Raw genomic sequence first — 20,028 nt, 5'->3', positions numbered from 1 at the left:
GTCCTGGGACCGCGAACCTGGGCGGTGCGCCGAGCACGGCCGCCGCACCGACCAGACCCGCGTGCTGCGGCTGTACGTCAGCGGATCTCATCCGGCTTGACCACGAGCCAGTTCTTGTCGGCTGTGACCTGCTGGCCGAGCTCCTCCTGCCGGGCCGCGTTCGCCTTCTGCATGTCCTGGATCTGCGTAAGGTACTTGTCCTTGCGGTTGACCCAGATCCGGGTCCCGCCGTGTTCCACGTCGGTGGACTGGAAGAGCATGGGGCCGTCGCTGACCGGGGTGTCGCCCGCGACCAGAATCGGCTTGCGCCACTGGTCGATATACGTGTTTATGGCGGCGGGCTTGCCCTGGAACCAGGTCAGCGGGGCCCACAGGGTCGGGGTCAACTTGTCGTTCGCGAGCTCGCGCGGGTCGTAGCGGCCCTCGGCGATCTCCTTGCGGGCGGTGGTGAGATTCCCGGTGACCGGGTCCTTGAGCAGCATGGAGACGCCGATGACGTTCTGCGGCTTGGCGCCGTAGCCGTGTTTGGGGTCGGACAGCACGTCCCGGACCAACTCCTCACTGGCGGCGCTGACGACGTAGACCTCGATGCCGTTGTCCCGCAGGACGTGGTACAGCTCCTGCATGCCCCGGTAGAACTGCGGTGGCTGCACCTGGGTCTTCGTCAGCCGGTCACCGACGTAGTACTCGGCCGGGATGGGCTTGCCGTATGCGAGCAGGTCGTCGACGTACCCCTTGAGCTGCTTCAGCGTGAATCCGGAGAAGATCTGGGCGACCCAGGGGTAGCAGACCTGGTCGTCGATCTCGCAGAGCCGGTTGTAGTAGCTGTAGAGACTCTCCTGATGGTTCTTCGTGTCCTTGAAGGGGATGAGCCTCAGGGACCGGTCCATCGTCGAGCGCTTGAGCTTCCCCTTCATCTCCAAGTAGGGGAGCAGCGACTCCTCGAGGTCGTACCGGTAAGTGGTGTTGTCGGCGTCGAAGACCGCGTACGCACCCTGGTCGGCGTGCTCTTCGATGACCTGGCCGAGCTTTTCGGCGACCGGAGCGGGCCAGTGCTGCAGCTGGGCCGCCACGGCCTTCCCGTCCGTGCCCGCCGCCGTCGCATCCTGGGGCGGCCACAGCCCGACGAGGCTCGCGATCAGCAGCGCTGCGAGCGCGCTCATTACCGCCGACAGACTGAGCCGTCTTCCCCTGCGTGGTGTCATCTGGCCTCCCTTGAGGAGAGTGGAACGCCCCGTGATTGCTCCGGCCCCCCTGGAGCACGGCGGGGCGGGCGGCAACGAGGTCGAATACCGCGTCAAGCGCGGCAATCATGGCCCGGTCATTGCTTGATACGCAACAGTCTGCACAATGTGAAATCGATGGAGTTGCAGTCCCGGGAGGCGCACCGGGGCCGGGCACCTTCTTGGGCCCGTCACAGCGAGCGGCAGTCTGGAACCCCCGTTCTGACATCGGACGCCACTTGGCCAGAACGGGCGACTGCCTGTCGCCTGCGGCTGGCATGCTCCATCGGATCGAGCAACGGGGGAAAATCGGTGGTCACCCGAGCCGGCCGGGGCCCACGCTGTTCTCCATGGAAGAACCACTCCGCAGGATCCGCGCGCTCCACACGGCGTCCACGATCACCGTCTATCAGGCGTACCGCCCGGAGATCGGTGGCCCCGCCGCCCGCAAGGGCCGTTTCCCCGCCGCGTGGAAGCCTGACCGGATGACGTGGATCAAGCCCAGTTTCATGTGGATGATGTACCGCTCCGGCTGGGGCTTGAAGGAGGGGCAGGAGACCGTCCTCGCCGTCGAGATCACGCGTGACGGCTTCGACTGGGCGCTGCGTCATGCCTGCCTGTCGCACTACGTCCGCGGACTGCACCCCGATCGCAGCGCCTGGCAGCGCGACCTCAAGCGCGCACCGGCCCGCGTCCAGTGGGATCCCGAACGCGATCTGCACCTGCGTCCCCTGCCGCACCGCTCGCTGCAACTGGGGCTCTCGGGCGAGGCGTCGACGCGTTACGCGGACGAGTGGATCGTGTCCATCAACGACGTGACCCCGCTCGCCCACGAGATCCACGCACTCGCCAGGGACGGCGAACTGGACGCGGCCACGCGTCTGCTCCCCCAGGAACAGCCGTACCCCGCAAGCGAGGAGCTCCTGGCCCACCTGAGTTCCTGACCGGCAACCTGGGCACAACCGCCGGCACCATCCTCAGGCCGTATGGCGGCAGAGGTCGGCGCACGCTGCTTGATGATCCACGTCATGCGCTCCCGGCTCCAGGTCGGCGGGAAGCGGCCGTCGCGGGCTGCCGGGACGCCGCTGCCCGGGCGGTAGGCCCGGTACACGGTGACGGTGGTCTCGGTTGCAGGGCGCGGATGCCGAACTTCGGTTCCTGCTCGGCGGGTCGGTCGGCGCCGTGGTTCCGGTCGCAGGCGTTCCGCGGTTCGTTCTCTTCGTTCACCGGAGCAGACCGACCGCCCGCTCGTCCCTCGGGCCACCGAATTTCGCCCTGCCCGCATCGATCCCGGCACAGCCCTTGGCTGAGCAGCCCGCATGCCCAACACTCGGGCCCATGACGCAGCGTGTGGAGCTCGCCACCGTGATGGACCGGCTGGCCGTCGACGGGTTGGTCACCGACTACGCGGTGGCGGTCGACGACGGGGACTGGACGGCGTACCGCGACCTGTTCACCCGGGACGGGCGGGCGGACTACCGCTCGGCCGGGGGCATCGAGGGAGACGCCGGGAGCGTCGCGTCCTGGCTCGCGGACAATCTGCGGGTGTTCGCGATGCGGCAGCATCTCATCGTCAACCGCCGGGTGCGCTTCGGGACGCTGGAGCAGGACGCGGGCGACACCGCCCGGGTGCAGGCGGACTACGTCAACCCGATGCGGTTCGCGGCCGGGGAGAACGGGGCGCCGCCCGGCGCGCCGGACTTCGTGTGCGGGGGCCGGTATTCCTTCGGTCTGCTGCGGACGCCCGACGGGTGGCGGGTGCGGGAGGTGGCCGTACAGGAGAAGTGGCGCAACATGGCCGGCTGAGCCGCGAGGGGTCGGCCGCCGGCCCGGCCCTTCGCCGGGCGGAGGCGTCGGGGCGGGCGGAGGCGTCGGGGTGATGCCGCGTGCCGGGTTCGGCCAAGTCCGGAACCTGCCCTGTCCGAGATCGTTCGCGGAGCGCACACTGAAGCTCGGCGCGGGTAGGGAGGTGTCATATGAAGACGCTCGGACACTGGCTCACCTCCCCGCGGCGGCGTACGGCCGTGGCGGCCCTCGCGGGCGCGCTGCCCGTGGCGGCCTTCCCGGGGCCCGCCCTGTGGTGGTGGGCGTATCTCGCGCTGGTCCCGTGGATCCTGCTCATCCGCTCCGCGCCGACGTTCAGGCGGGCCACCTACGACGGCTGGAGCGGCGGCTTCGGCTTCATGCTGGCCATGCATCACTGGCTGCTGCCGGACCTGCACGTGTTCACGCTCGTCATCGCCGCGCTGCTGGGCGGCCTGTGGGCGCCGTGGGGCTGGCTGGTGCGACGGCTCCTGGCGGACGAGGGCGTCCCCACCCGGGGCCGGGCGCTGTGCGCGCTCCTCGTCCTGCCCTCGGGCTGGCTGGCCGTGGAGCTCGTCCGCTCCTGGCAGGCGCTCGGCGGCCCGTGGGGCATGCTGGGGGCCAGTCAGTGGCAGGTGCAGCCGGCGTTGCGGCTCGCCTCGGTCGGCGGCGTGTGGCTGCTCAGCTTCCTGGTGGTCGCGGTCAACGTGGCGGCGGCCGTGCTGATCGCGCTGCCCGCGTCCCGGGCGCCGGCCGTCGCCGGGCTCGTGGCCACCGCCGCCACCGCCTCGGCCGCGTGGATCTGGGCCCCGCGACCGGACGGCGAGGGCGAGACCCGGATCGCGGTCGTGCAGCCCGGGGTGATCGACGGCCCCGACCTGCGCTTCGACCGCGAGGAGCAGTTGACCCGCCGGTTGATCGGGCAGGACGTCGATCTGATCGTCTGGGGCGAGAGCAGTGTCGGGTACGACCTCGCCGAGCGGCCCGATCTGGCCGAGCGGCTCGCGACGCTGTCCCGGGCGACCGGCGCCGACATCCTCGTCAACGTGGACGCCCGCCGCTCGGACCGGCCCGGCATCTACAAGAGCTCGATCCTCGTCGGCCCGGCCGGTCCCACCGGCGACCGGTACGACAAGATGCGGCTGGTGCCGTTCGGCGAGTACATACCGGCCCGTTCCCTGCTGGGTTGGGCCACGTCCGTCGGCAAGGCCGCCGGTGAGGACCGGCGGCGCGGCGCCGGGCAGGTCGTGATGCACGCCGGCCCCGGGCTGCGCGTCGGGCCGATGGTGTGCTTCGAGACGGCGTTCCCCGACATGAGCCGCCGCCTCGCCGAGGACGGCGCGGACGTCCTCGTGGCCCAGTCGTCGACCTCGTCGTTCCAGCACAGTTGGGCGCCCGCGCAGCATGCCTCGCTGGGCGCGCTGCGCGCCGCCGAGACGGGGCGGCCGTTCGTCCACGCGACCCTCACCGGCGTCTCGGCCGTGTACGACGCGAGCGGCCGGCGCGTCGGCTCCTGGCTGGGCACGCAGGCGAGCACGACGGCCGTCTACGAGGTTCCGTTCGCCGACGGCGTCACCCCGTACGTGCGGTACGGGGACTGGCCGGTCCATCTGGCCTTGCTGGTGCTCGCGGCGACGGCGCTCTCGGAGGGCGCGCGCACGGTCAGGCCGCGGCGGAGCGCTGCTGCACCGCTCGGACCACCCGCTCGCACAGTTCATGAGTCGCCAGCGCGTCCCGGGCGCTGAGCGTCCGGCCCGCGCGCACCGCGTCGAGGAACGCGAACACGGCCTGTTCGATGCCGCGCTGGCGGGCCACCGGGACCCAGTCGCCGCGGCGGCGCACGGTCGGCTGCCCCTTGTGGTCGACGACCTCGGCGAGGTTGACGACCTGCCGCTTGGTGTCCTGCCCGGACACCTCCAGGATCTCCTCGTTCGAGCCGCTGAGCCGGTTCATCACGCCGAGCGCGGTGAAGCCCTCGCCGGCGAGTTGGAGGACCACGTGGTGCAGCAGTCCGTCCTCGACGCGGGCGCGCACGGTCACGTCGTCGACCGGGCCGGGCACCAGGAAGCGCAGGGTGTCGACGACGTGGATGAAGTCGTCGAGGACCATCGCGCGCGGGTCTTCGGGCAGACCGATCCGGTTCTTCTGCATGAGGATCAGCTCACGCGGATGGTCGGCGCACTGCGCGTAGCCGGGTGCGAAGCGCCGGTTGAAGCCGACGGCGAGAGACGTGCCGCGCTTCTCCGCGAGCTCCACGAGCCGTTCGGAGTCGGCGAGTTCGTAGGCGAGGGGCTTGTCGACGTACGTCGGGACGCCCGCCTCGAGCAGCCGGGCGACGATCTCGGGGTGGGCGGCGGTCGGCGCGTGGACGAAGGCCGCGTCCAGGCCGGCGCCGAGCAGTGCGTCGAGGTCGCGGTGACGCCGGTCGTGGGGCACGCGGTGGATGTCGGCGACCCGGTCGAGGGTCGCCCGGGTGCGGGTCTGCAGATGGAGCTCGATCCCCGGGGCCGCGGCCAGTACCGGCAGGTACGCCTTCTGCGCGATGTCTCCGAGTCCGATGCAGCCGACCTTCACGGGAGCTCCTCCACTGCTTGCCTGCCTGCACGGCAGCATACGGCCCCGGCCCCGGGCGGGGGCGGGGCCCCGGCCTCGGGCGGCAGCCGGTTCGTGACCAGGGCGGCTTGGCCCGCCGAGGTGACGTCGACGATCATGCGGGGATGACGACGCAGCGCACCGAACCCGCCCAGAACGCCGACGAACGCACGATGCTGGAAGGCTGGCTCGACTACCACCGGCAGACGCTCGCGTGGAAGTGCGAGGGTCTCAGCGACGCACAGCTGCGCACCGCCTCGGTGCCGCCCTCCGAACTGTCCCTCATGGGTCTGGTGCGGCACATGGCGGAGGTGGAGCGCGGCTGGTTCCGCGCGGTCCTGTCGGGCGACGACCCCGGCCCGATCTTCTTCAGCGAGGAAGACCCCGACGGCGAGTTCCACCTCACCGAGCAGGACACCTGGGACCGGGCGTACGCCGCCTGGCAGGCCGAGATCGAGGTGGCGCGACAGTGCGCGGCCGGCTTCGCTCTCGACGACCTCTCCCGGGGGAAGAGCAAGTCGAGGAACGAGCCGTTCAGCCTGCGGTGGATCTACACGCACATGATCGAGGAATACGCCCGGCACAACGGCCACGCCGACCTGCTCCGTGAGCAGCTGGACGGCGCCACGGGGGAATGACGTCAGCACGGGCGGCCCGACTCCCCCGCAAGGGGCACGAGATCACCCGTGCGGATCAACCTGTGCCCGTCCGCTGTCGCCCGGGCGACCAGAAGCACCAGAGTTGCGCGGGTGCATCGATCGACGACGACCACCGCGACGCTTCTGGCCGCCATGGCCTTCTCGGCGCTGTCCGGGTGCGTGACCGTCCAGCATCCGGCCGCGCCCGGTCCGGCCACGGCCCCCTTCCAGCCGCCCGTACCGGAGCCGGACGGCCGGACCGGGACGCAGGTCGTGCAGGCGCCGGCCCGTGAGGCGCTGGAGCTGGCCGGCCCGCCCCGCCGTCCGCAGCCGTCCGCCCCGTCGGCCGGGCGGCCGCGGACGGCGGGGGGCGGGCCGGCTCCCGGCCCCCGTTCCCGTCCGCAGGCGCGGCCGGACCGGCCGGAGCGTCCGCGGCACGCACAGCCGCGCGTGGAGTTGCCGGACGTGGCGGCCGAGGTGCGCGGGAGCACCGACGTCTGCGCACTCGGCGAGAAGTACGGCGGCTGGCGGGAGGAGAGTCCCGAGACGGTGATCTGCGAGCGGACCTACGAGCGGTGAGCCGGGGAGCCGGCCGGACGCCCCGGGGACGGACAGCCGGCTCCCCGGCTCACCGCTCCTCGTGCACCGCTCGCCGCGCCCCGCTGCCCCTCATCCGTCGCCGTCCCGGTCCCAGTCGCCTCGCCCCTCCCCCAGCCTCAGCTCCATCCTGCTGATCGCCGCCCGCACGCCGTCGCCGTAGCTGTCGTCCGCCAGGGCCACGGCCGCGCTGCGGGCCCTGCGGACATGGGTGCGGGCGGCCTCGGCGCGGCCGAGCTTGGCGTAGTCCGCCGCGAGGTTGAGATGCAGCGACGGGTACAGCGCGCGGGCCTCGACCGAGCCCGCGTGCTCGTCCGCCGCCGTGAGCGCCCGCAGATCCCACGCGAGTTCGTCCAGGGGGTCGTCGTGGGTGTCGGCCAGGTAGTGGGCGAGGGTGCAGCGGTGCAGCGGATCGCCGCCCTCGCCGAGCTCCGTCCACAGGTCGAGCAGCCTGCTGCGGGCCTCTTCACGGTCTCCGCCGTGGTGCAGCATCACGACCTGCCCGATCCGTGTCAGCAGGACGTCCGGCGCCGTCTGCCCCTGTCGCTCCGCCACCTCTCGGCCTCCTTGCGTCGTTGCGACGACGCTAGCCGCAGGGTGCGGCAAACCGGGTCAGGCGGCACCGGGCCGGTCCGCGGAGGTACCGGCCCGGGGCGGCCGCGCGGGGCGGCCCGAGGGGGCGTGCTGCCGGGCGGTCGGTGAGGCCGGGCGGTGGTCGGGCCGGGCGGACGGCCGGGCCGGGCGGGGCGCTCAGGCCAGGTTCGGGATCGTCCAGTCGATCGGCTCGTGGCCCTGCTGCGCCACCGCCTCGTTGATCCGGGTGAACGGGTTGGAGCCGAAGAACTTCTTCGCCGAGAGCGGCGAGGGGTGCGCGCCCTTGACGACGATGTGCCGCGTCTCGTCGATGAGCGGGAGCTTCTTCTGCGCGTAGTTGCCCCACAGCACGAAGACGGCCGGGTCGGGCCGGTCGGCCACGGCGCGGATCACCGCGTCGGTGAACTTCTCCCAGCCCTTGCCCTTGTGCGAGTTCGCCTCGCCGGAGCGGACCGTGAGGACCGCGTTGAGCAGCAGGACGCCCTGCTGCGCCCACGGCATCAGATAGCCGTTGTCCGGGATCGGCGTGCCGAGCTCCTGATGCATCTCCTTGTAGATGTTCCGCAGGGACGGCGGGGTCTTCACCCCGGGACGCACCGAGAAGCACAGGCCGTGCCCCTGGCCCTCTCCGTGGTACGGGTCCTGCCCGAGGACGAGCACCTTCACGCTCTCGTACGGCGTCGCCTCGAGCGCGGCGAACACCTCGTCGCGCGGGGGGTAGACGGGGCCGTTCGCCCGCTCCTCCTCGACGAACTCCGTCAGCTCCTTGAAGTAGGGCTGCTGCAGTTCGTCGCCCAGAACCCCGCGCCAGGACTCGGGCAGCATGGCGGTGTCGGTCACGTCAACGTCCTTCGTCGTGCGGTCATTTCCTCAGAGCACAGAACCTACAGGCGACCACTGACAACGAGACCCGGGGCCGTCCCGGCGGCGCGGCCTACCAGCTGGTCTTCCGCGACAGCTCCCACACCATCATGATCGTCGACGGGTCGAGGGCCCGCTCGGCGCCCGAGACGTCCTCCGACGAGGCGATGTACTGCTTGCCCTGCCACAGCGGCAGCAGCCGCGCGTCCCTGACGAGGATCTGCTGGGCCTGCTCGAAGTCCTTCGTCACGTTGGCGCGGTCGCTCACCTCGCGGGAGCGGGGCAGCAGCACCTGGGTGATCTCCTTCGCCGGGTAGGGCGTGCCGAGCGCGTTCTGCTCGCCGACGAACGGGGAGATGAAGTTGTCGGCGTCGGGGAAGTCCGGCGCCCAGCCCCGCCCGAACACCGGGTACTCGCCCTTCTGGTAGCCGAGCACGTAGCTGTTCCAGGGGCGGTTCTTCAGGGTGACCGAGAACAGTCCGGAGGCCTCGAGCTGGCTCTTGAGCTCCTTGAACTCCAGGGCGGTGTCGGAGCCGTAGCGGTCGGAGGTGTACCAGAAGGTGAGCGGGACGGTCTCGTTGATCCCCGCGTCCTCGAGGATCTGGCGCGCCTTCTTGGCGTCGGGGTCGCCGAAGGAGTCGAAGAAGCCCGTGGTGTGGCCGGTCAGACCGGCCGGGACCATGGAGTACAGCGGGTCGACGGTGTCCTTGTAGACCTTGTGGGCGATCGCGGCGCGGTCCACGACCTGGGCGATCGCGCGGCGCACGGCCAGCTTGTTCGACCACGGGTCCTTGGGGTTGAACACCAGGTAGTTGATGTTGCTGCCGGCGGCCTCGATGAGCTGCAGGCCCTCGTTGTCGCCGCCCTTGCGCCCGAGGTCGATGATGTCGTCGGCGGCGAGACCCTGGTAGGTGAGGTCGATCTCCTTGGCGCGCAGGGCCTTGACCATCTTCCCGGAGTCCTGGAAGTAGCGGATGGTCACCGCCTCGTTCTTGCGCTCGGCGAAGCCCTTGTAGTTGTCGTTGCGCACCAGCACGGCCTGCTTGCCCTCTTCGTAGGACTGCAGCCGGTACGGTCCGGAGCCGACGATGCCGTCGTCCTTGCGCAGGGACTTCGCGGGGTAGTCGTCCGGGTCGACGATCGACATGCCGGGGGTGGCGAGCACGAAGGGGAAGGTGGCGTCGGCCTTGTTCAGCTTGAAGACCACCTCGCGCTCGCCGTTCGCCTGGACGCTGTCCAGGGTGCCGAGCAGCCCGTTGGGCCCGGTGTTCGCGTTGATCGCCCTGATCCGGTCGATCGAGTACTTCACGGCCTTGGCGTCGAGCTTGTCGCCGTTGGAGAACGTGAGACCCTCGCGCAGCTCGCACTTGTAGGTGCGGTTCGAGCTGTCCGTGAAGACGCACTCGGCGGCGTCCGCCTGGGGCGTCGTCGCGCCCGTGGGGTAGCTCAGCAGCGTCTGGTAGATGTTGCGGAACAGCTCCCAGGAGCCGTCCCAGGCCGCGGCGGGGTCCAGCGTGCTGGGCGCACTGGTGGTGCCGACGACGATCGGTCCGGCATCGTCGGAGCCTCCCTCTCCCAGGAGGCTGCACCCGGCCACCAGGGATATGGACACGATTGCCGCCATTTGCTGCACGGATCGGTTCCGGTTGAACACGCGCACGCTCCTCGATCTGCCATGCCAAGGGTTGGCAGACCATACCGCAGCGCCGGGCGAGGTGAACCCGCGCCCGTCGGGCGTTCTTGATCACTCTCGGTATGACGACGTTGTCATCACTGTGTCCACGACCCATATGTCCATGAATACGACGACACGGGCGCCGTTTCCGCCAGGGAAACGACGCCCGTGGAAGAGCCCCCGCCCGGCCCGGGCGGGTTCGGCCGGCGCCGGTGTCAGCCCACGCCGGCGTTGAGGAAGATGCCCCCGTCGACGACCAGCGTCTGGCCGGTGATCCAGTCCGACTGCTCGGACGTGAGGAACGCTGCGGTGCCGCCGATGTCGGAGGGCACGCCGAGCCGGGCCAGCGGGTAGGCGGCGGCCGCCTCCTCCTCGCGGCCCTCGTACAGGGCCTGGGCGAACTTGGTCTTCACCACGGCCGGGGCGATGGCGTTGACGCGCACGCGCGGCGCGTACTCGTGCGCCAGCTGGGCCGTCAGGTTGATCATCGCGGCCTTGCTGATGCCGTAGGCGCCGATGAAGGGCGAGGCCGAGAGCCCGGCGACGGAGGCGATGTTGACGATGGCGCCGCCGTTGTCCTTCTGCCAGGCGTGCCAGGTCCGCTGGGCGAAGCCGAGCGCGGAGACCACGTTGGTCTCGAAGACCTTGCGGGCCACGTTCAGGTCGAGGTCGGCGATCGGCCCGAACACCGGGTTCGTGCCGGCGTTGTTGACCAGGAAGTCGATCCGGCCGAAGGCGGCCATGGTGCGCTCGACGGCGGCCGCCTGGTGCTCCTCGTCGTGCGCCTTGCCGGCGACGGCGATGACCCGGTCGGCGCCGAGCTGCTCGACGGCCTCCTTGAGGGCGTCCTCGCCCCGGCCGGTGATGCAGACCCGGTCGCCGCGGGCGACGAGCGCCTCGGCGACGCCGTAGCCGATGCCGCGGCTGGCGCCGGTGACGAGGGCGACCTTGCCGGAGAGTGCGGGCAGTTCAGTCATGTCGGTGATCCCCAGGTGTCCCTAGTGGCGTTAGTCGAGCGGTCCGCCGGCGACGTACAGCACCTGGCCGGAGACGAAGCCGGCGGCCTCGTTCGTGAAGAAGGCGATCGCGTTGGCGATGTCGTCGGGCTCGCCGACGCGGGCGACCGGGATCTGGGTGGCGGCCGCGGCCTTGAACTCCTCGAAGCCCATGCCGACGCGGGCGGCCGTCGCGGCGGTCATGTCCGTGGCGATGAAGCCGGGGGCGACGGCGTTGGCGGTGATGCCGAACTTGCCGAGCTCGATGGCGAGGGTCTTGGTGAAGCCCTGCAGACCGGCCTTGGCGGCGGAGTAGTTGGCCTGGCCGCGGTTGCCGAGCGCCGAGGACGACGACAGGTTGACGACACGGCCGAAGCCCGCGTCGACCATGTGCTTCTGGACGGCCTTCGTCATCAGGAACGAGCCGCGCAGGTGCACGTTCAGGACGGTGTCCCAGTCGGCGGCGCTCATCTTGAACAGCAGGTTGTCGCGGAGCACGCCCGCGTTGTTGACGAGGATCGTGGGCGCGCCGAGCTCGTCGACGATCCGCGCGATCGCCGCTTCGACCTGGGCCTCGTCGGAGACGTCGGCGCCGATCGCGACGGCCTTGCCGCCCGCCGCGGTGATCTTCTCCACGGTGTCCTTGCAGGCGGCCTCGTCCAGATCGACGACGGCGACCGCGCGGCCCTCGGCGGCCAGCCGTACGGCGGTGGCGGCTCCGATGCCGCGCGCCGCGCCCGTGACCACAGCGACCCGCTGCTCAGTGGTGGACATTGCTGGTTCTCCTCGCCCTTGAGAAAGCCTGATGCGCCCTGGTGCCGGGCGCCGGATGCGCCCTGGTGGTGAGCGACCGCTTAGTACCTTCGGCAGACGTGACGCTAGAAGCCCTGGCACCCGGTGTCAACGCCACACGGCGCCGGTGTGATCCATTACCTCACCAGCAGTTCCAGGAGCCGCTCCGTCTCCGCGCTCGGATCGGCGGTCAGCCCGGTGTGCACGGGGCCCGGCTGGACGATCGTCGAGCGCGGCGCGATCAGCCAGCGAAAGCGCCGCCCGGCGTCGTCGCCGGCCGCCTGCCCGGCCGACGCGCCGCCCGCGCAGACGCCCTCGACGGCCCGCAGGGCGGCCCGCACGCCCGGCACGTCCGCGTCCGGGTCCAGCGCCAGCAGCCTGGCCTCGTCCAGATGGGTGCGGGCGCCCACGTAGTCACGGCCGCGGCAGTACACCAGCACGCCCGCGTTGATGCACTCGCCGCGCTCGACGCGCGGCACGACCCGCAGCAGCGCGTACTCGAAGACGTCCCGGTCGCCGCCCTGGCCGGGCCGGATGATGTGGCGGTCGGTCACTTGATCCCCTCGATGCGTTCGTGGACGTCGGCGGCGCGCGCGAGGAGGGGCGCCGCGTAGGCGCGCCGGAGCGCGTCCGGTGTGTCGAAGCCGGGCTCGCCCGTCAGCCAGACCTCCGGGATCTCCGCGGTGACCTCGGCGAGGAGGTCGGCGGTGACCAGGGGCGCGAGCTCCGCCGCCGCGGCCCGCACGTCCGGCCCGAAGGGGGCGAGGACGTGGTCGCCGGCGTCGTACGGGCGAGCCGCGGACGTCTGGGCGGTGGGCCAGTTGTGCTGCCAGATCATGGTGGCGCCGTGGTCGACGAGCCACAGGTCGCCGCGGTGCATCAGGAGGTTGGGGTTGCGCCACGACCGGTCGACGTTGTTGACGAGCGCGTCGAACCAGACGATGCGGCCGGCCTCCTCGGCGCTCACCGCGAAGGCGAGGGGGTCGAAGCCGAGCGCTCCGGAGAGGAAGTCCATGCCGAGGTTGGTCCCGCCGCTGGACTTCAGCAACTCCTGTACCTGCTGGTCGGGTTCGCCGAGGCCCAGCAGCACGTCGAGCTCGACGGTGACCAGCCGGGGGGCCCGCAGGCCCAGGCGGCGGGCCAGCTCACCGCAGACGACCTCGGCGACGAGCGTCTTGCGGCCCTGGCCGGCGCCGGTGAACTTCATGACGTACAGACCGAGATCGTCGGCCTCGACGAGCCCGGGCAGGGAGCCGCCCTCCCGCAGGGGCGTGACATAGCGGGTCGCGGTGACTTCCTTGAGCATCGCCCCAGGTTACTGGGCCTGGCATGATGCGCGACCGACAGGTGGACGACAGCTCGGGCTTACGCCGTACTCATGTCGAACGGGTCAATATCTCGACACTGTCCGGACTTGGCGGGAGCGCTGAACAAGGGGCGTCCGCCACTCGTACCTCTCGGCAGATCCACACACCCTCTGGAAGGGACCCCCAGCATGACCAGCGCATCGATCAAGTCCGCGTCGGGGCCTGCCCGCCGTGCCGTCGTGGCAGCCGCGGGAGCAGCGGGGCTCTCCGTCGCGCTGACCGCGTGCGGAGGCTCCGACGACGACTCGTCGAGCACGTCGTCGTCCGGCACGTCGGGTTCCACCGGTTCCACCGGTTCCACCGGTTCCACCGGCAGCAGCGAGGCCGCGAGCACCGGCGGCACGGGCGGCGGGGACAACGCCGGGGCCGGCGCCGCACTCGCGAAGACCGCCGACATACCCGAGGGCGGCGGGAAGGTCTTCGAGTCCGAGAAGGTGGTCGTCACCCAGCCGACGGCGGGCACGTACAAGGCGTTCTCCGCCGTGTGCACCCACGCGGGCTGCGCGGTGAAGTCCATCTCGGACGGCGTCATCAACTGCCCCTGCCACAACAGCAACTTCTCGATCGCGGACGGCAGCGTGAAGAGCGGTCCCGCGAAGAAGTCGCTGCCCGAGGTGTCGATCAGCGTCAGCGGCGACTCGATCAGCCTGGCCTGAGTCCCGGTCCCGCTGCGGGAGTCCGGCGGAGACAGGCCAGCACCTCGGCCGTGGTCGCGATCGTGGCGACCAGAGCGAGCGTGTGGCGGATCATCGCGGGGGTGTAGTCGGCGGGCACCCCCGCGATGGCGTCCGACGGCACGACGGCCGTGTAGCCGCGGTTCACGGCGTCGAACACGGTGTTCGGGATCGCGACGTTGGCGGACACCCCGGTGACGACCAGGGTGCGGCAGCCCAGGTTGCGCAGCAGTGCGTCGACGTCGGTGCCCTGGACGGGCGAGAGTCCGTGCAGCCGCCGTACGACGAGGTCCTGCTCGGCGACCTCGATCTCCGGCGCGAGGCGGGTGGCGTCGGTTCCGGTGAGCTGCTGGACCGGGAGGCGTTCGGCCGCGCGGAACAGCCGGGCGTTGCGGTTGGCGCCCCGCCCGTCGGGGCGGCGCTCGGCGACGGCGTGCACGACCTGGACACCGCTCGCCCGGGCCGCCGTCACCAGCCGCGCGATGTTACCGAGCGCCCCCGACTCCCTTGCTGCACTGGCGAGTTGGGGAAGGGCGGCGCTCGGTCCGACGACCCCCTGCTGGCACTCCACCGTGATCAGGACGGTGCTCGCGGGGTCGAGGAGGTCGCTGAGCTCTTCGTACGACGGCATGGGCTCCCCTGGCGTCGGTGTGGGGCGGGCGACGGTAGCCGCCATTGCGTGGAGAAGGAAGAAGACCCATCCTTTTCTGACGGAGTTTCAGAAAAGGCAGCACAGGTACGCACAAGAGCAGAATGAGGGGGGCCGGATGACCGTCACACAGCGCCGGGGCCGGAAGATCATGATGTCGCCGGGCGAGCTGGACGCGTTCCTCACGCTCCAGCGCACGTGCCGGGTGGCGACCGTGTCCGTCGACGGCGCGCCCCATGTCAGCGCCCTGTGGTTTCTCTGGGACGGCAGCGCCCTGTGGCTGTACTCGGTCGTGCGCAGCAAGCGCTGGGCGGACCTGCGCCGCGATCCCCGGGTGGCGATCGTGATCGACACGGGTGAGGAGTACGACGCACTGCGCGGCGTCGAGCTGTCCGGCGCCGTGGAGTTCGTGGGCGAGATCCCGCGCACCGGGGAGCTGTGCGCCGAACTCGACGCGGTGGAGACGCGGTTCGCGCGCAAGAACTTCGGGCTGGACGCGATGCCGCACGACGGCCGGCACGCGTGGGTGCGGCTGAGGCCGGAGAAGATCGTCTCCTGGGACTTCCGAAAACTGGGCGGCGTGTAGGCGCGTCCGCCCCTCTCCGCCGGCCCGCGGGACGGGCGCGGCCCGACGTTTCCCGCACTTCCCGCGCTTCCCGGCTCTCAGCCGACGGCGTCCCCCGCGGACTTGAGCGCCCGGACCGCCGCCCTGATCGACGGGCGGCGGTCCGCGTCCGCCCGCCAGACCACGTACACATGGCGGCGCACCCGCTGCCGCAACGGGACGGTCACGACACCCTCGGGCACGGGCTGGCGGCCGAGCACGGGGGCGATGCACACTCCCAGTCCGGCGGCCACCAGCCCCAACTGGGTGTGCGTCTCGGCCGCGCGGTGGCCGACGATCGGCTCGACGCCCCGTGAGCGCAGGGTGAACATCAGCCACTCATGACAGAACTCCCCCTCGCCCCAGGTGATCCACTCGTCCTCGGCGAACTCCCCGAGGTCCACCTCGTCCCGGCCGGCGAGAGGGTGACCGGCCGGCATCGCGACCTCCGCGGGGTCGTCGAGGATGGGCGCCTTGACCAGGCCGTCCGGCACCGGCATCGGCTTGTTGTACCAGTCCAGGACGACGGCGAGGTCGAGGTCGCCGCGCACCACGCCGGCGACGCCCCGCTCCGGCTCCAGTTCGCTCGAGCGCAGACGCAGGGCGGGGTGCGCCTTGCGCAGCTCGGCGAGCGCGACGGGGAAGAGTCCACGGGCCGCGGTCGGGAAGGCGGACAGCCGCAACTCCCCTGCCACCTGGCCGCGTTGGGCTTCCAGGTCGGACTGGGCGAGCTCCACCTGGGAGAGGATGCGGGACGCGTGCTCGGCGAGCAGCCGGCCCGCGTCCGTCAGCCGCACGCCCCGTCCGTGCTTGGCGAGGAGCTGCTGGCCGACCTCCCGCTCGAGCTTGGCCAGCTGCTGGGAGACGGCCGAGGTGGTGATGTGCAGGCCCGCGGCGGCGCCGCTGACCGAGCCGTGCCGGGCGAGGGCGTCGAGGGTCCGCAGGCGCTCCAGGTTCAACATGTAAGCAACACTACGAGGTATTGCTGGAAAATTCTCGATTGTGCTACGAGATGGTGTCGACGATCGTGGACGTCATGACCACCGCGCCCACCACGTCGACCCCACCGCCGCCCGCCGCACGGACCAGCCCCGCGCCCGCCCCGGCCGCTGCCTCTCCCCGCCCGTCCGCCGCGAACCGCTCCCCGGCCCCGGCCACCGATCCGGATGCGGCCCGCCACCCCCTCGACTGGCGTCTGCGCTTCGGCGCGCTGTCGCTGATCTGGGGCTTCAGCTTCCTGCTGATCAAGGTGGGCACCGGGGGCTACGCGCCGTTCCAGGTCACCCTCGGCAGGCTGGCCTTCGGCACGGCGGTGCTGGCGGTCGCGATGGCGGTGAAGCGGGAGCGGCTCCCTCGCGGGGTCCGCACCTGGGCGCATCTGACGGTGGCCGCGCTGCTCATCAACGCCGTGCCCTTCTCCCTCTTCGCGTTCGCGGAGCTGACCATCCCCTCCACGCTGGCCGGCATCTGCAACGCCACGTCACCGCTGTGGGGCATGGCGCTCTCGCTGGTGGCCCTGTCGGAGGACCGGCCGACCCGGCTGCGCGTGGCGGGGCTCGGCCTCGGTTTCCTGGGCGTCCTCACGGTGCTGGGCGCCTGGCAGGGGTTCGACGGCCTCGACGCCCGCGGCACGACCCTCGCACTGCTGGCTTCGCTGAGCTACCCGGTCGGCTGGATCTACCTTCGCCGCACCCTGGCGCACACCGGCTCCTCCGCGCTGTCGATGACCGGCGCCCAGCTGTTCCTGGCCACGCTGCAACTGGCCGTCGTGACACCGCTGTTCACCGATCTCCCGACCGGCTTCCCGCTCGTCCCGCTGCTCGCGACCGCGGCCCTGGGCACGCTCGGCACCGGTCTGGCCCTCCTCATCCAGTACGGCCTGGTCACGGAGGTCGGCCCGACGACGGCCCAGATGGTCACCTACTTCATCCCGGTCATCGCCACGGCGGCCGGTGTCGCCCTGCTGGGCGAGACCCTGCGCTGGTCGACGCCGGCGGGCGCGGCGATCGTCCTGGCAGGAGCGGCACTGACCCAGGCCCGGCGCTCCGGGTCCTAGGAGCCCGGGTCGTGGAGCGTCCCGGGGCCCAGGGCGCCCCGGGACGCGGCCGAGCGCTTCAGGGCCGCGACCAGGCACTTCAGGCCGCGGCCGGGCGCTTCGCATCACGGCGGGGCGGGGCGGGTCGTGGCGAGGCAAGTCACGGCGGGGCAGGTCATGGCGCCGCGGGGCGGGCGCGGCATGCCGGTCGGGGGCCCGCTTGCCGACCCGGCCGCTAGACGTAGTTCCGCGTCGGGGAGGGTCCGACCGCCGCGGCGACGAGATCGGCCAGCGTCTCGATCTCGCGCAGCTCCAGCGTCGACACCGTGATGCGGATGCCGGGCGCGGATCCGATCCGGAACCGCGCCCCCGGCGCGACCGCCCACCCGGCGTGCAGCAGACGGGCGACCGCTCCCGTCTCGTCCGGCACGGGGACCCACGCGTTCATCCCGCTGCGCCCGTGTGCCTCGACGCCCCGGTCTGCCAGCGCGGCGATCAGCGCGTCACGCCTGACACCGTACGCCCGGGCCACCGCGTGCGCGTCCACCGTGCCGTCGGCCCACAGGCGCAGCACGGCCCGCTGCGTGATCCGGCTGACCCAGCCGGGCCCGAGCCGCTGCCGCCCCCGCATCCGGCCCAGGGTGACGTCGTCCCCGGTGAGGACGGCGAAGCGCAGGTCCGGTCCGTAGGCTTTGGCGGCCGAGCGCACGAGGGCCCAGTGCCGGGTGACCCCCGCCAGAGGGTGCAGGGGCAGATCGACGATTTGATGACCGTGGTCGTCCTCGATCACCAGGGTCTCCGGGTGCTCCCGGAGCACGGCGCGCAGGGCACGCGCGCGTGCGGCGCCGATCGCCGCACCGGTGGGGTTCTGCGCCCGGTCGGTGACGACGAGGGCGCGCGCTCCGGCCTCGAACGCGCGGCGCACGTCGTCGGGCAGCGGTCCGTCGTCGTCGAGGGCGACCGGAACCGTGCGCAGCCCCAGCGCGGGCACCAGGTCGAGGAGCGAGCCCCAGCCGGGGTCCTCGACGGCCACGCTGTCGCCCGGCCTGAGGTGCGCGGCCAGGACGCGTTCGATCGCGTCCAGCGAGCCGGACGCCACGGCCACCGGGCCGGCCGGCACGCCGTCCGCGTCGAGGTCGGCGCGGGCCAGCCTCGCCAGCTCGGGCTCGACCGACGCGTGCCCGTAGAGGACGGGCTCGCGGTCGCCCTGTGCGGCGGCCCAGGCGAACGCGGGCGCCAGCGGCGGGAGCAGCGAGGCGTCGGGATTGCCGGCCGCCACGTCCCGCACCCCCGCGGGCACCTCCACCCGGATGAACTCGCGGCCGGTGGTGGCGGGCTTCGCCCGGACCCGGCTGCCCCGGCGGCCGTCCGTCTCGATCACCCCGCGCTCCCGCAAGGTGCGATAGGCGGCCGCGACGGTGTTCGGGTTCACTCCCAGAGCTGACGCCAACTCGCGCATCGGGGGCAGCAGTTGCCCCGGTCGGAACTCGCCGGCGCCCACCGCCGCCTCGACACTCGCGGAAATCTCGGCTGCGCGCCTGCCCTTGATCGGATATTCTCCTAGCACAAACATCATTATGCACTAGTGCAATGGAGAACACCATGCAGGGGACCCCGGAGACGACGACTCAGGCCGCCGCCTACACCGCCACCGACCGCACGGTGCCCACCCGGTCCGCAGAGAAGGCCTCCTACGACAGGGCCCTGGTGCACGCGATACTCGACGAGGGCTATGTCTGCCATCTCGGCTTCGTCCGCGACAACGCGCCCGTCGTGCTGCCGACGCTGTACGCCCGGGTCGGCGAGACGCTCTACGTGCACGGTTCGACGGGTTCGCGTCCTCTGCGGATGACGGGACAGGCGGACCCGGGGCTGCCGGTGTGCCTGACGGTGACGCACGTCGACGGGCTGGTCCTGGCGCGTTCCGCCTTCCACCACTCGATCAACTACCGCTCGGTCGTGGTGCACGGCATCGCCCACGACGTGACGGACCCGGCGGAGAAGCTGGCCGCGCTCGACGCCCTCGTCGACCACGTCGTCCCCGGCCGGGCCGCCGACTCCCGCCCCGCCAACCGCAAGGAACTGGCGGCGACAGCGGTGATCCGGCTCGACCTGAACGAGGTCTCGGCCAAGACCCGCACCGGCGGTGTGAACGACGAGCCGGAGGACCTCGCCCTCCCCCACTGGGCGGGCGTGCTGCCGCTGCGCAAGGGCTTCGAGGCGCCCCTCCCGGAGGCCGACCTGGCGCCCGGCACCGCGTTCCCCGACTACCTCGCGACGCGGTGATGCTCGTCCACCCCTGGGACGCACCCCACGACGACGCCGAGTGGCAGGACTGGCTGTCCGCCCACGACTTCGGACAGCTCGCCGTCAACGGCCCGCCGGGCGAACCCCCTTTCGTGCAGCCCCTGCACTTCGCCTACGACCCGGCCGAGGGCGACGCCGTCACCCACCTCGCCCGGCCCAACCCGCTGTGGACCGCCCTGGAGGCGAACCCGACGGTGACCCTGAGCGTGGTCGACGACTACGTGTTCGTCCCCGGCCCGTGGCAGGCCCCGCCGGGCGCCCCCGACGAGCACGGCACCCCGACGAGCTTCTACGCGGCGGTGCAACTCCGGTGCACGGCGCACATCGTGGACGATCCCGCCGCGAAGGCGGACCTGCTCGCCCGCCAGGTGGCGCACTTCCAGCCCGGGGGCGGCTCCGCCCGCCCCGCCGTGGGCGAGGCCCCGTTCGGCCGCCTGCTCCCGGGCATCCGCGGCATCCGGCTCCACGTCACGGACGTACGGGCGAAGTTCAAGTACGCGGCGCACCGCCCGCCCGAGACCCAGGACCGCATCGTCGACGGGCTGACCGCCCGCGACGCCCCCGGCGACGCCGCAGCCCGCGAACACCTGCTGCGCCGAAGGGGGTGACACCGTCGCCCTCC

At 71.8% G+C, this 20,028-nt stretch carries 22 protein-coding genes and 1 pseudogene; 10 read left to right on the top strand and 13 right to left on the bottom strand.

Annotated elements, in window-relative coordinates; translation table 11 throughout:
• Positions 1-77: 77 nt before the first annotated feature.
• Positions 78-1,163 (bottom strand): haloacid dehalogenase-like hydrolase, encoded by a 1,086-nt coding sequence (locus ACH4ZA_RS34165; RefSeq protein ID WP_398433114.1) that lies wholly within the window; start codon positions 1,161-1,163, stop codon positions 78-80.
• Between the two features lie 410 nt (positions 1,164-1,573).
• On the opposite strand from ACH4ZA_RS34165, the gene ACH4ZA_RS34160 reads away from it, so the two are divergent.
• The gene (locus ACH4ZA_RS34160; RefSeq protein WP_398433113.1) at positions 1,574-2,167 is read left to right on the top strand and encodes a DUF4291 domain-containing protein; all 594 of its coding nucleotides are present in this window, start codon (positions 1,574-1,576) and stop codon (positions 2,165-2,167) included.
• 74 nt (positions 2,168-2,241) lie between these two features.
• Here the strand turns inward: ACH4ZA_RS34160 and ACH4ZA_RS34155 are convergent.
• Positions 2,242-2,450 (bottom strand): annotated as a pseudogene (locus ACH4ZA_RS34155) (DUF4291 family protein); the annotation flags it as partial.
• A 111-nt stretch (positions 2,451-2,561) separates the two neighbouring features.
• On the opposite strand from ACH4ZA_RS34155, the gene ACH4ZA_RS34150 reads away from it, so the two are divergent.
• Positions 2,562-3,029 (top strand): nuclear transport factor 2 family protein, encoded by a 468-nt coding sequence (locus ACH4ZA_RS34150; protein WP_398433112.1) that lies wholly within the window; start codon positions 2,562-2,564, stop codon positions 3,027-3,029.
• A gap of 170 nt (positions 3,030-3,199) precedes the next feature.
• Positions 3,200-4,771 carry an apolipoprotein N-acyltransferase gene (gene lnt / locus ACH4ZA_RS34145; RefSeq protein WP_398433111.1) on the top strand — a complete coding sequence of 524 codons (1,572 nt, stop codon included), beginning with the start codon at positions 3,200-3,202 and terminating at the stop codon, positions 4,769-4,771.
• On the opposite strand, the gene ACH4ZA_RS34140 is transcribed toward lnt, so the two are convergent.
• The gene (locus ACH4ZA_RS34140; protein WP_398433109.1) at positions 4,689-5,600 is read right to left on the bottom strand and encodes a Gfo/Idh/MocA family protein; all 912 of its coding nucleotides are present in this window, start codon (positions 5,598-5,600) and stop codon (positions 4,689-4,691) included. The genes lnt and ACH4ZA_RS34140 overlap by 83 nt on opposite strands.
• 143 nt (positions 5,601-5,743) lie before the next feature.
• Between ACH4ZA_RS34140 and ACH4ZA_RS34135 the strand changes: the two genes are divergently transcribed.
• Both ACH4ZA_RS34135 and ACH4ZA_RS34130 read left to right on the top strand, forming a co-directional pair.
• Complete coding sequence (locus ACH4ZA_RS34135) at positions 5,744-6,256, top strand: DinB family protein (protein WP_398433108.1); 513 nt, start codon at positions 5,744-5,746, stop codon at positions 6,254-6,256.
• A 111-nt stretch (positions 6,257-6,367) separates the two neighbouring features.
• Complete coding sequence (locus ACH4ZA_RS34130; RefSeq protein WP_398433107.1) at positions 6,368-6,835, top strand: hypothetical protein; 468 nt, start codon at positions 6,368-6,370, stop codon at positions 6,833-6,835.
• Between the two features lie 90 nt (positions 6,836-6,925).
• On the opposite strand, the gene ACH4ZA_RS34125 is transcribed toward ACH4ZA_RS34130, so the two are convergent.
• From ACH4ZA_RS34125 to ACH4ZA_RS34095, 7 genes are all read right to left on the bottom strand, one after another.
• Positions 6,926-7,408 carry a hypothetical protein gene (locus tag ACH4ZA_RS34125; protein ID WP_398433106.1) on the bottom strand — a complete coding sequence of 161 codons (483 nt, stop codon included), beginning with the start codon at positions 7,406-7,408 and terminating at the stop codon, positions 6,926-6,928.
• A gap of 195 nt (positions 7,409-7,603) precedes the next feature.
• Positions 7,604-8,287 (bottom strand): uracil-DNA glycosylase, encoded by a 684-nt coding sequence (locus ACH4ZA_RS34120; RefSeq protein ID WP_398433105.1) that lies wholly within the window; start codon positions 8,285-8,287, stop codon positions 7,604-7,606.
• Between the two features lie 94 nt (positions 8,288-8,381).
• Positions 8,382-9,932 carry an ABC transporter substrate-binding protein gene (locus ACH4ZA_RS34115; RefSeq protein ID WP_398433104.1) on the bottom strand — a complete coding sequence of 517 codons (1,551 nt, stop codon included), beginning with the start codon at positions 9,930-9,932 and terminating at the stop codon, positions 8,382-8,384.
• Positions 9,933-10,198: 266 nt separating this feature from the next.
• Entirely contained in the window at positions 10,199-10,960 is a 762-nt protein-coding gene (locus tag ACH4ZA_RS34110; protein ID WP_398433103.1) for an SDR family oxidoreductase, read from the bottom strand.
• Positions 10,961-10,990: 30 nt separating this feature from the next.
• Positions 10,991-11,752 (bottom strand): 3-oxoacyl-ACP reductase FabG, encoded by a 762-nt coding sequence (gene fabG, locus ACH4ZA_RS34105; protein WP_319171396.1) that lies wholly within the window; start codon positions 11,750-11,752, stop codon positions 10,991-10,993.
• A 155-nt stretch (positions 11,753-11,907) separates the two neighbouring features.
• A complete protein-coding gene (locus tag ACH4ZA_RS34100; protein ID WP_398433101.1) occupies positions 11,908-12,324 on the bottom strand; it encodes a DUF3037 domain-containing protein in 417 nt (138 codons plus the stop codon).
• Complete coding sequence (locus ACH4ZA_RS34095) at positions 12,321-13,076, bottom strand: HipA family kinase (protein WP_398433100.1); 756 nt, start codon at positions 13,074-13,076, stop codon at positions 12,321-12,323. Before ACH4ZA_RS34095 ends, ACH4ZA_RS34100 begins: the two co-directional genes overlap by 4 nt.
• A gap of 189 nt (positions 13,077-13,265) precedes the next feature.
• On the opposite strand from ACH4ZA_RS34095, the gene ACH4ZA_RS34090 reads away from it, so the two are divergent.
• A complete protein-coding gene (locus ACH4ZA_RS34090; protein ID WP_398433099.1) occupies positions 13,266-13,793 on the top strand; it encodes a Rieske (2Fe-2S) protein in 528 nt (175 codons plus the stop codon).
• Here ACH4ZA_RS34090 and ACH4ZA_RS34085 read toward each other — a convergent pair.
• Positions 13,780-14,442, bottom strand: a complete 663-nt coding sequence (locus ACH4ZA_RS34085) for a cysteine hydrolase (RefSeq protein ID WP_398433098.1) — start codon at positions 14,440-14,442, stop codon at positions 13,780-13,782. The genes ACH4ZA_RS34090 and ACH4ZA_RS34085 overlap by 14 nt on opposite strands.
• A 136-nt stretch (positions 14,443-14,578) precedes the next feature.
• Between ACH4ZA_RS34085 and ACH4ZA_RS34080 the strand changes: the two genes are divergently transcribed.
• The gene (locus ACH4ZA_RS34080; RefSeq protein ID WP_398433097.1) at positions 14,579-15,046 is read left to right on the top strand and encodes a pyridoxamine 5'-phosphate oxidase family protein; all 468 of its coding nucleotides are present in this window, start codon (positions 14,579-14,581) and stop codon (positions 15,044-15,046) included.
• A 77-nt stretch (positions 15,047-15,123) separates the two neighbouring features.
• On the opposite strand, the gene ACH4ZA_RS34075 is transcribed toward ACH4ZA_RS34080, so the two are convergent.
• Complete coding sequence (locus ACH4ZA_RS34075) at positions 15,124-16,026, bottom strand: LysR family transcriptional regulator (RefSeq protein ID WP_398433095.1); 903 nt, start codon at positions 16,024-16,026, stop codon at positions 15,124-15,126.
• Positions 16,027-16,064: 38 nt separating this feature from the next.
• Between ACH4ZA_RS34075 and ACH4ZA_RS34070 the strand changes: the two genes are divergently transcribed.
• Positions 16,065-17,120 carry a DMT family transporter gene (locus ACH4ZA_RS34070; protein WP_398433094.1) on the top strand — a complete coding sequence of 352 codons (1,056 nt, stop codon included), beginning with the start codon at positions 16,065-16,067 and terminating at the stop codon, positions 17,118-17,120.
• Between the two features lie 214 nt (positions 17,121-17,334).
• Here the strand turns inward: ACH4ZA_RS34070 and ACH4ZA_RS34065 are convergent, their stop codons facing one another.
• Positions 17,335-18,666 (bottom strand): aminotransferase class I/II-fold pyridoxal phosphate-dependent enzyme, encoded by a 1,332-nt coding sequence (locus ACH4ZA_RS34065; RefSeq protein ID WP_398433093.1) that lies wholly within the window; start codon positions 18,664-18,666, stop codon positions 17,335-17,337.
• Between the two features lie 35 nt (positions 18,667-18,701).
• Here ACH4ZA_RS34065 and ACH4ZA_RS34060 point away from each other — a divergent pair, with 35 nt between their 5' ends.
• Complete coding sequence (locus tag ACH4ZA_RS34060; RefSeq protein ID WP_398433134.1) at positions 18,702-19,385, top strand: pyridoxamine 5'-phosphate oxidase family protein; 684 nt, start codon at positions 18,702-18,704, stop codon at positions 19,383-19,385.
• Positions 19,385-20,014, top strand: a complete 630-nt coding sequence (locus ACH4ZA_RS34055) for an FMN-binding negative transcriptional regulator (protein WP_398433133.1) — start codon at positions 19,385-19,387, stop codon at positions 20,012-20,014. The genes ACH4ZA_RS34060 and ACH4ZA_RS34055 overlap by 1 nt, the downstream gene beginning before the upstream one ends.
• Positions 20,015-20,028: the final 14 nt, after the last annotated feature.

Origin of the sequence: Streptomyces sp. NPDC020597, from assembly GCF_044335095.1 — a bacterium.
Taxonomy (GTDB): Bacteria; Actinomycetota; Actinomycetes; order Streptomycetales; family Streptomycetaceae; genus Streptomyces.
Note: the sequence above shows the minus strand (reverse complement) of the source record. Positions and strands in the feature narration are given on the sequence as shown.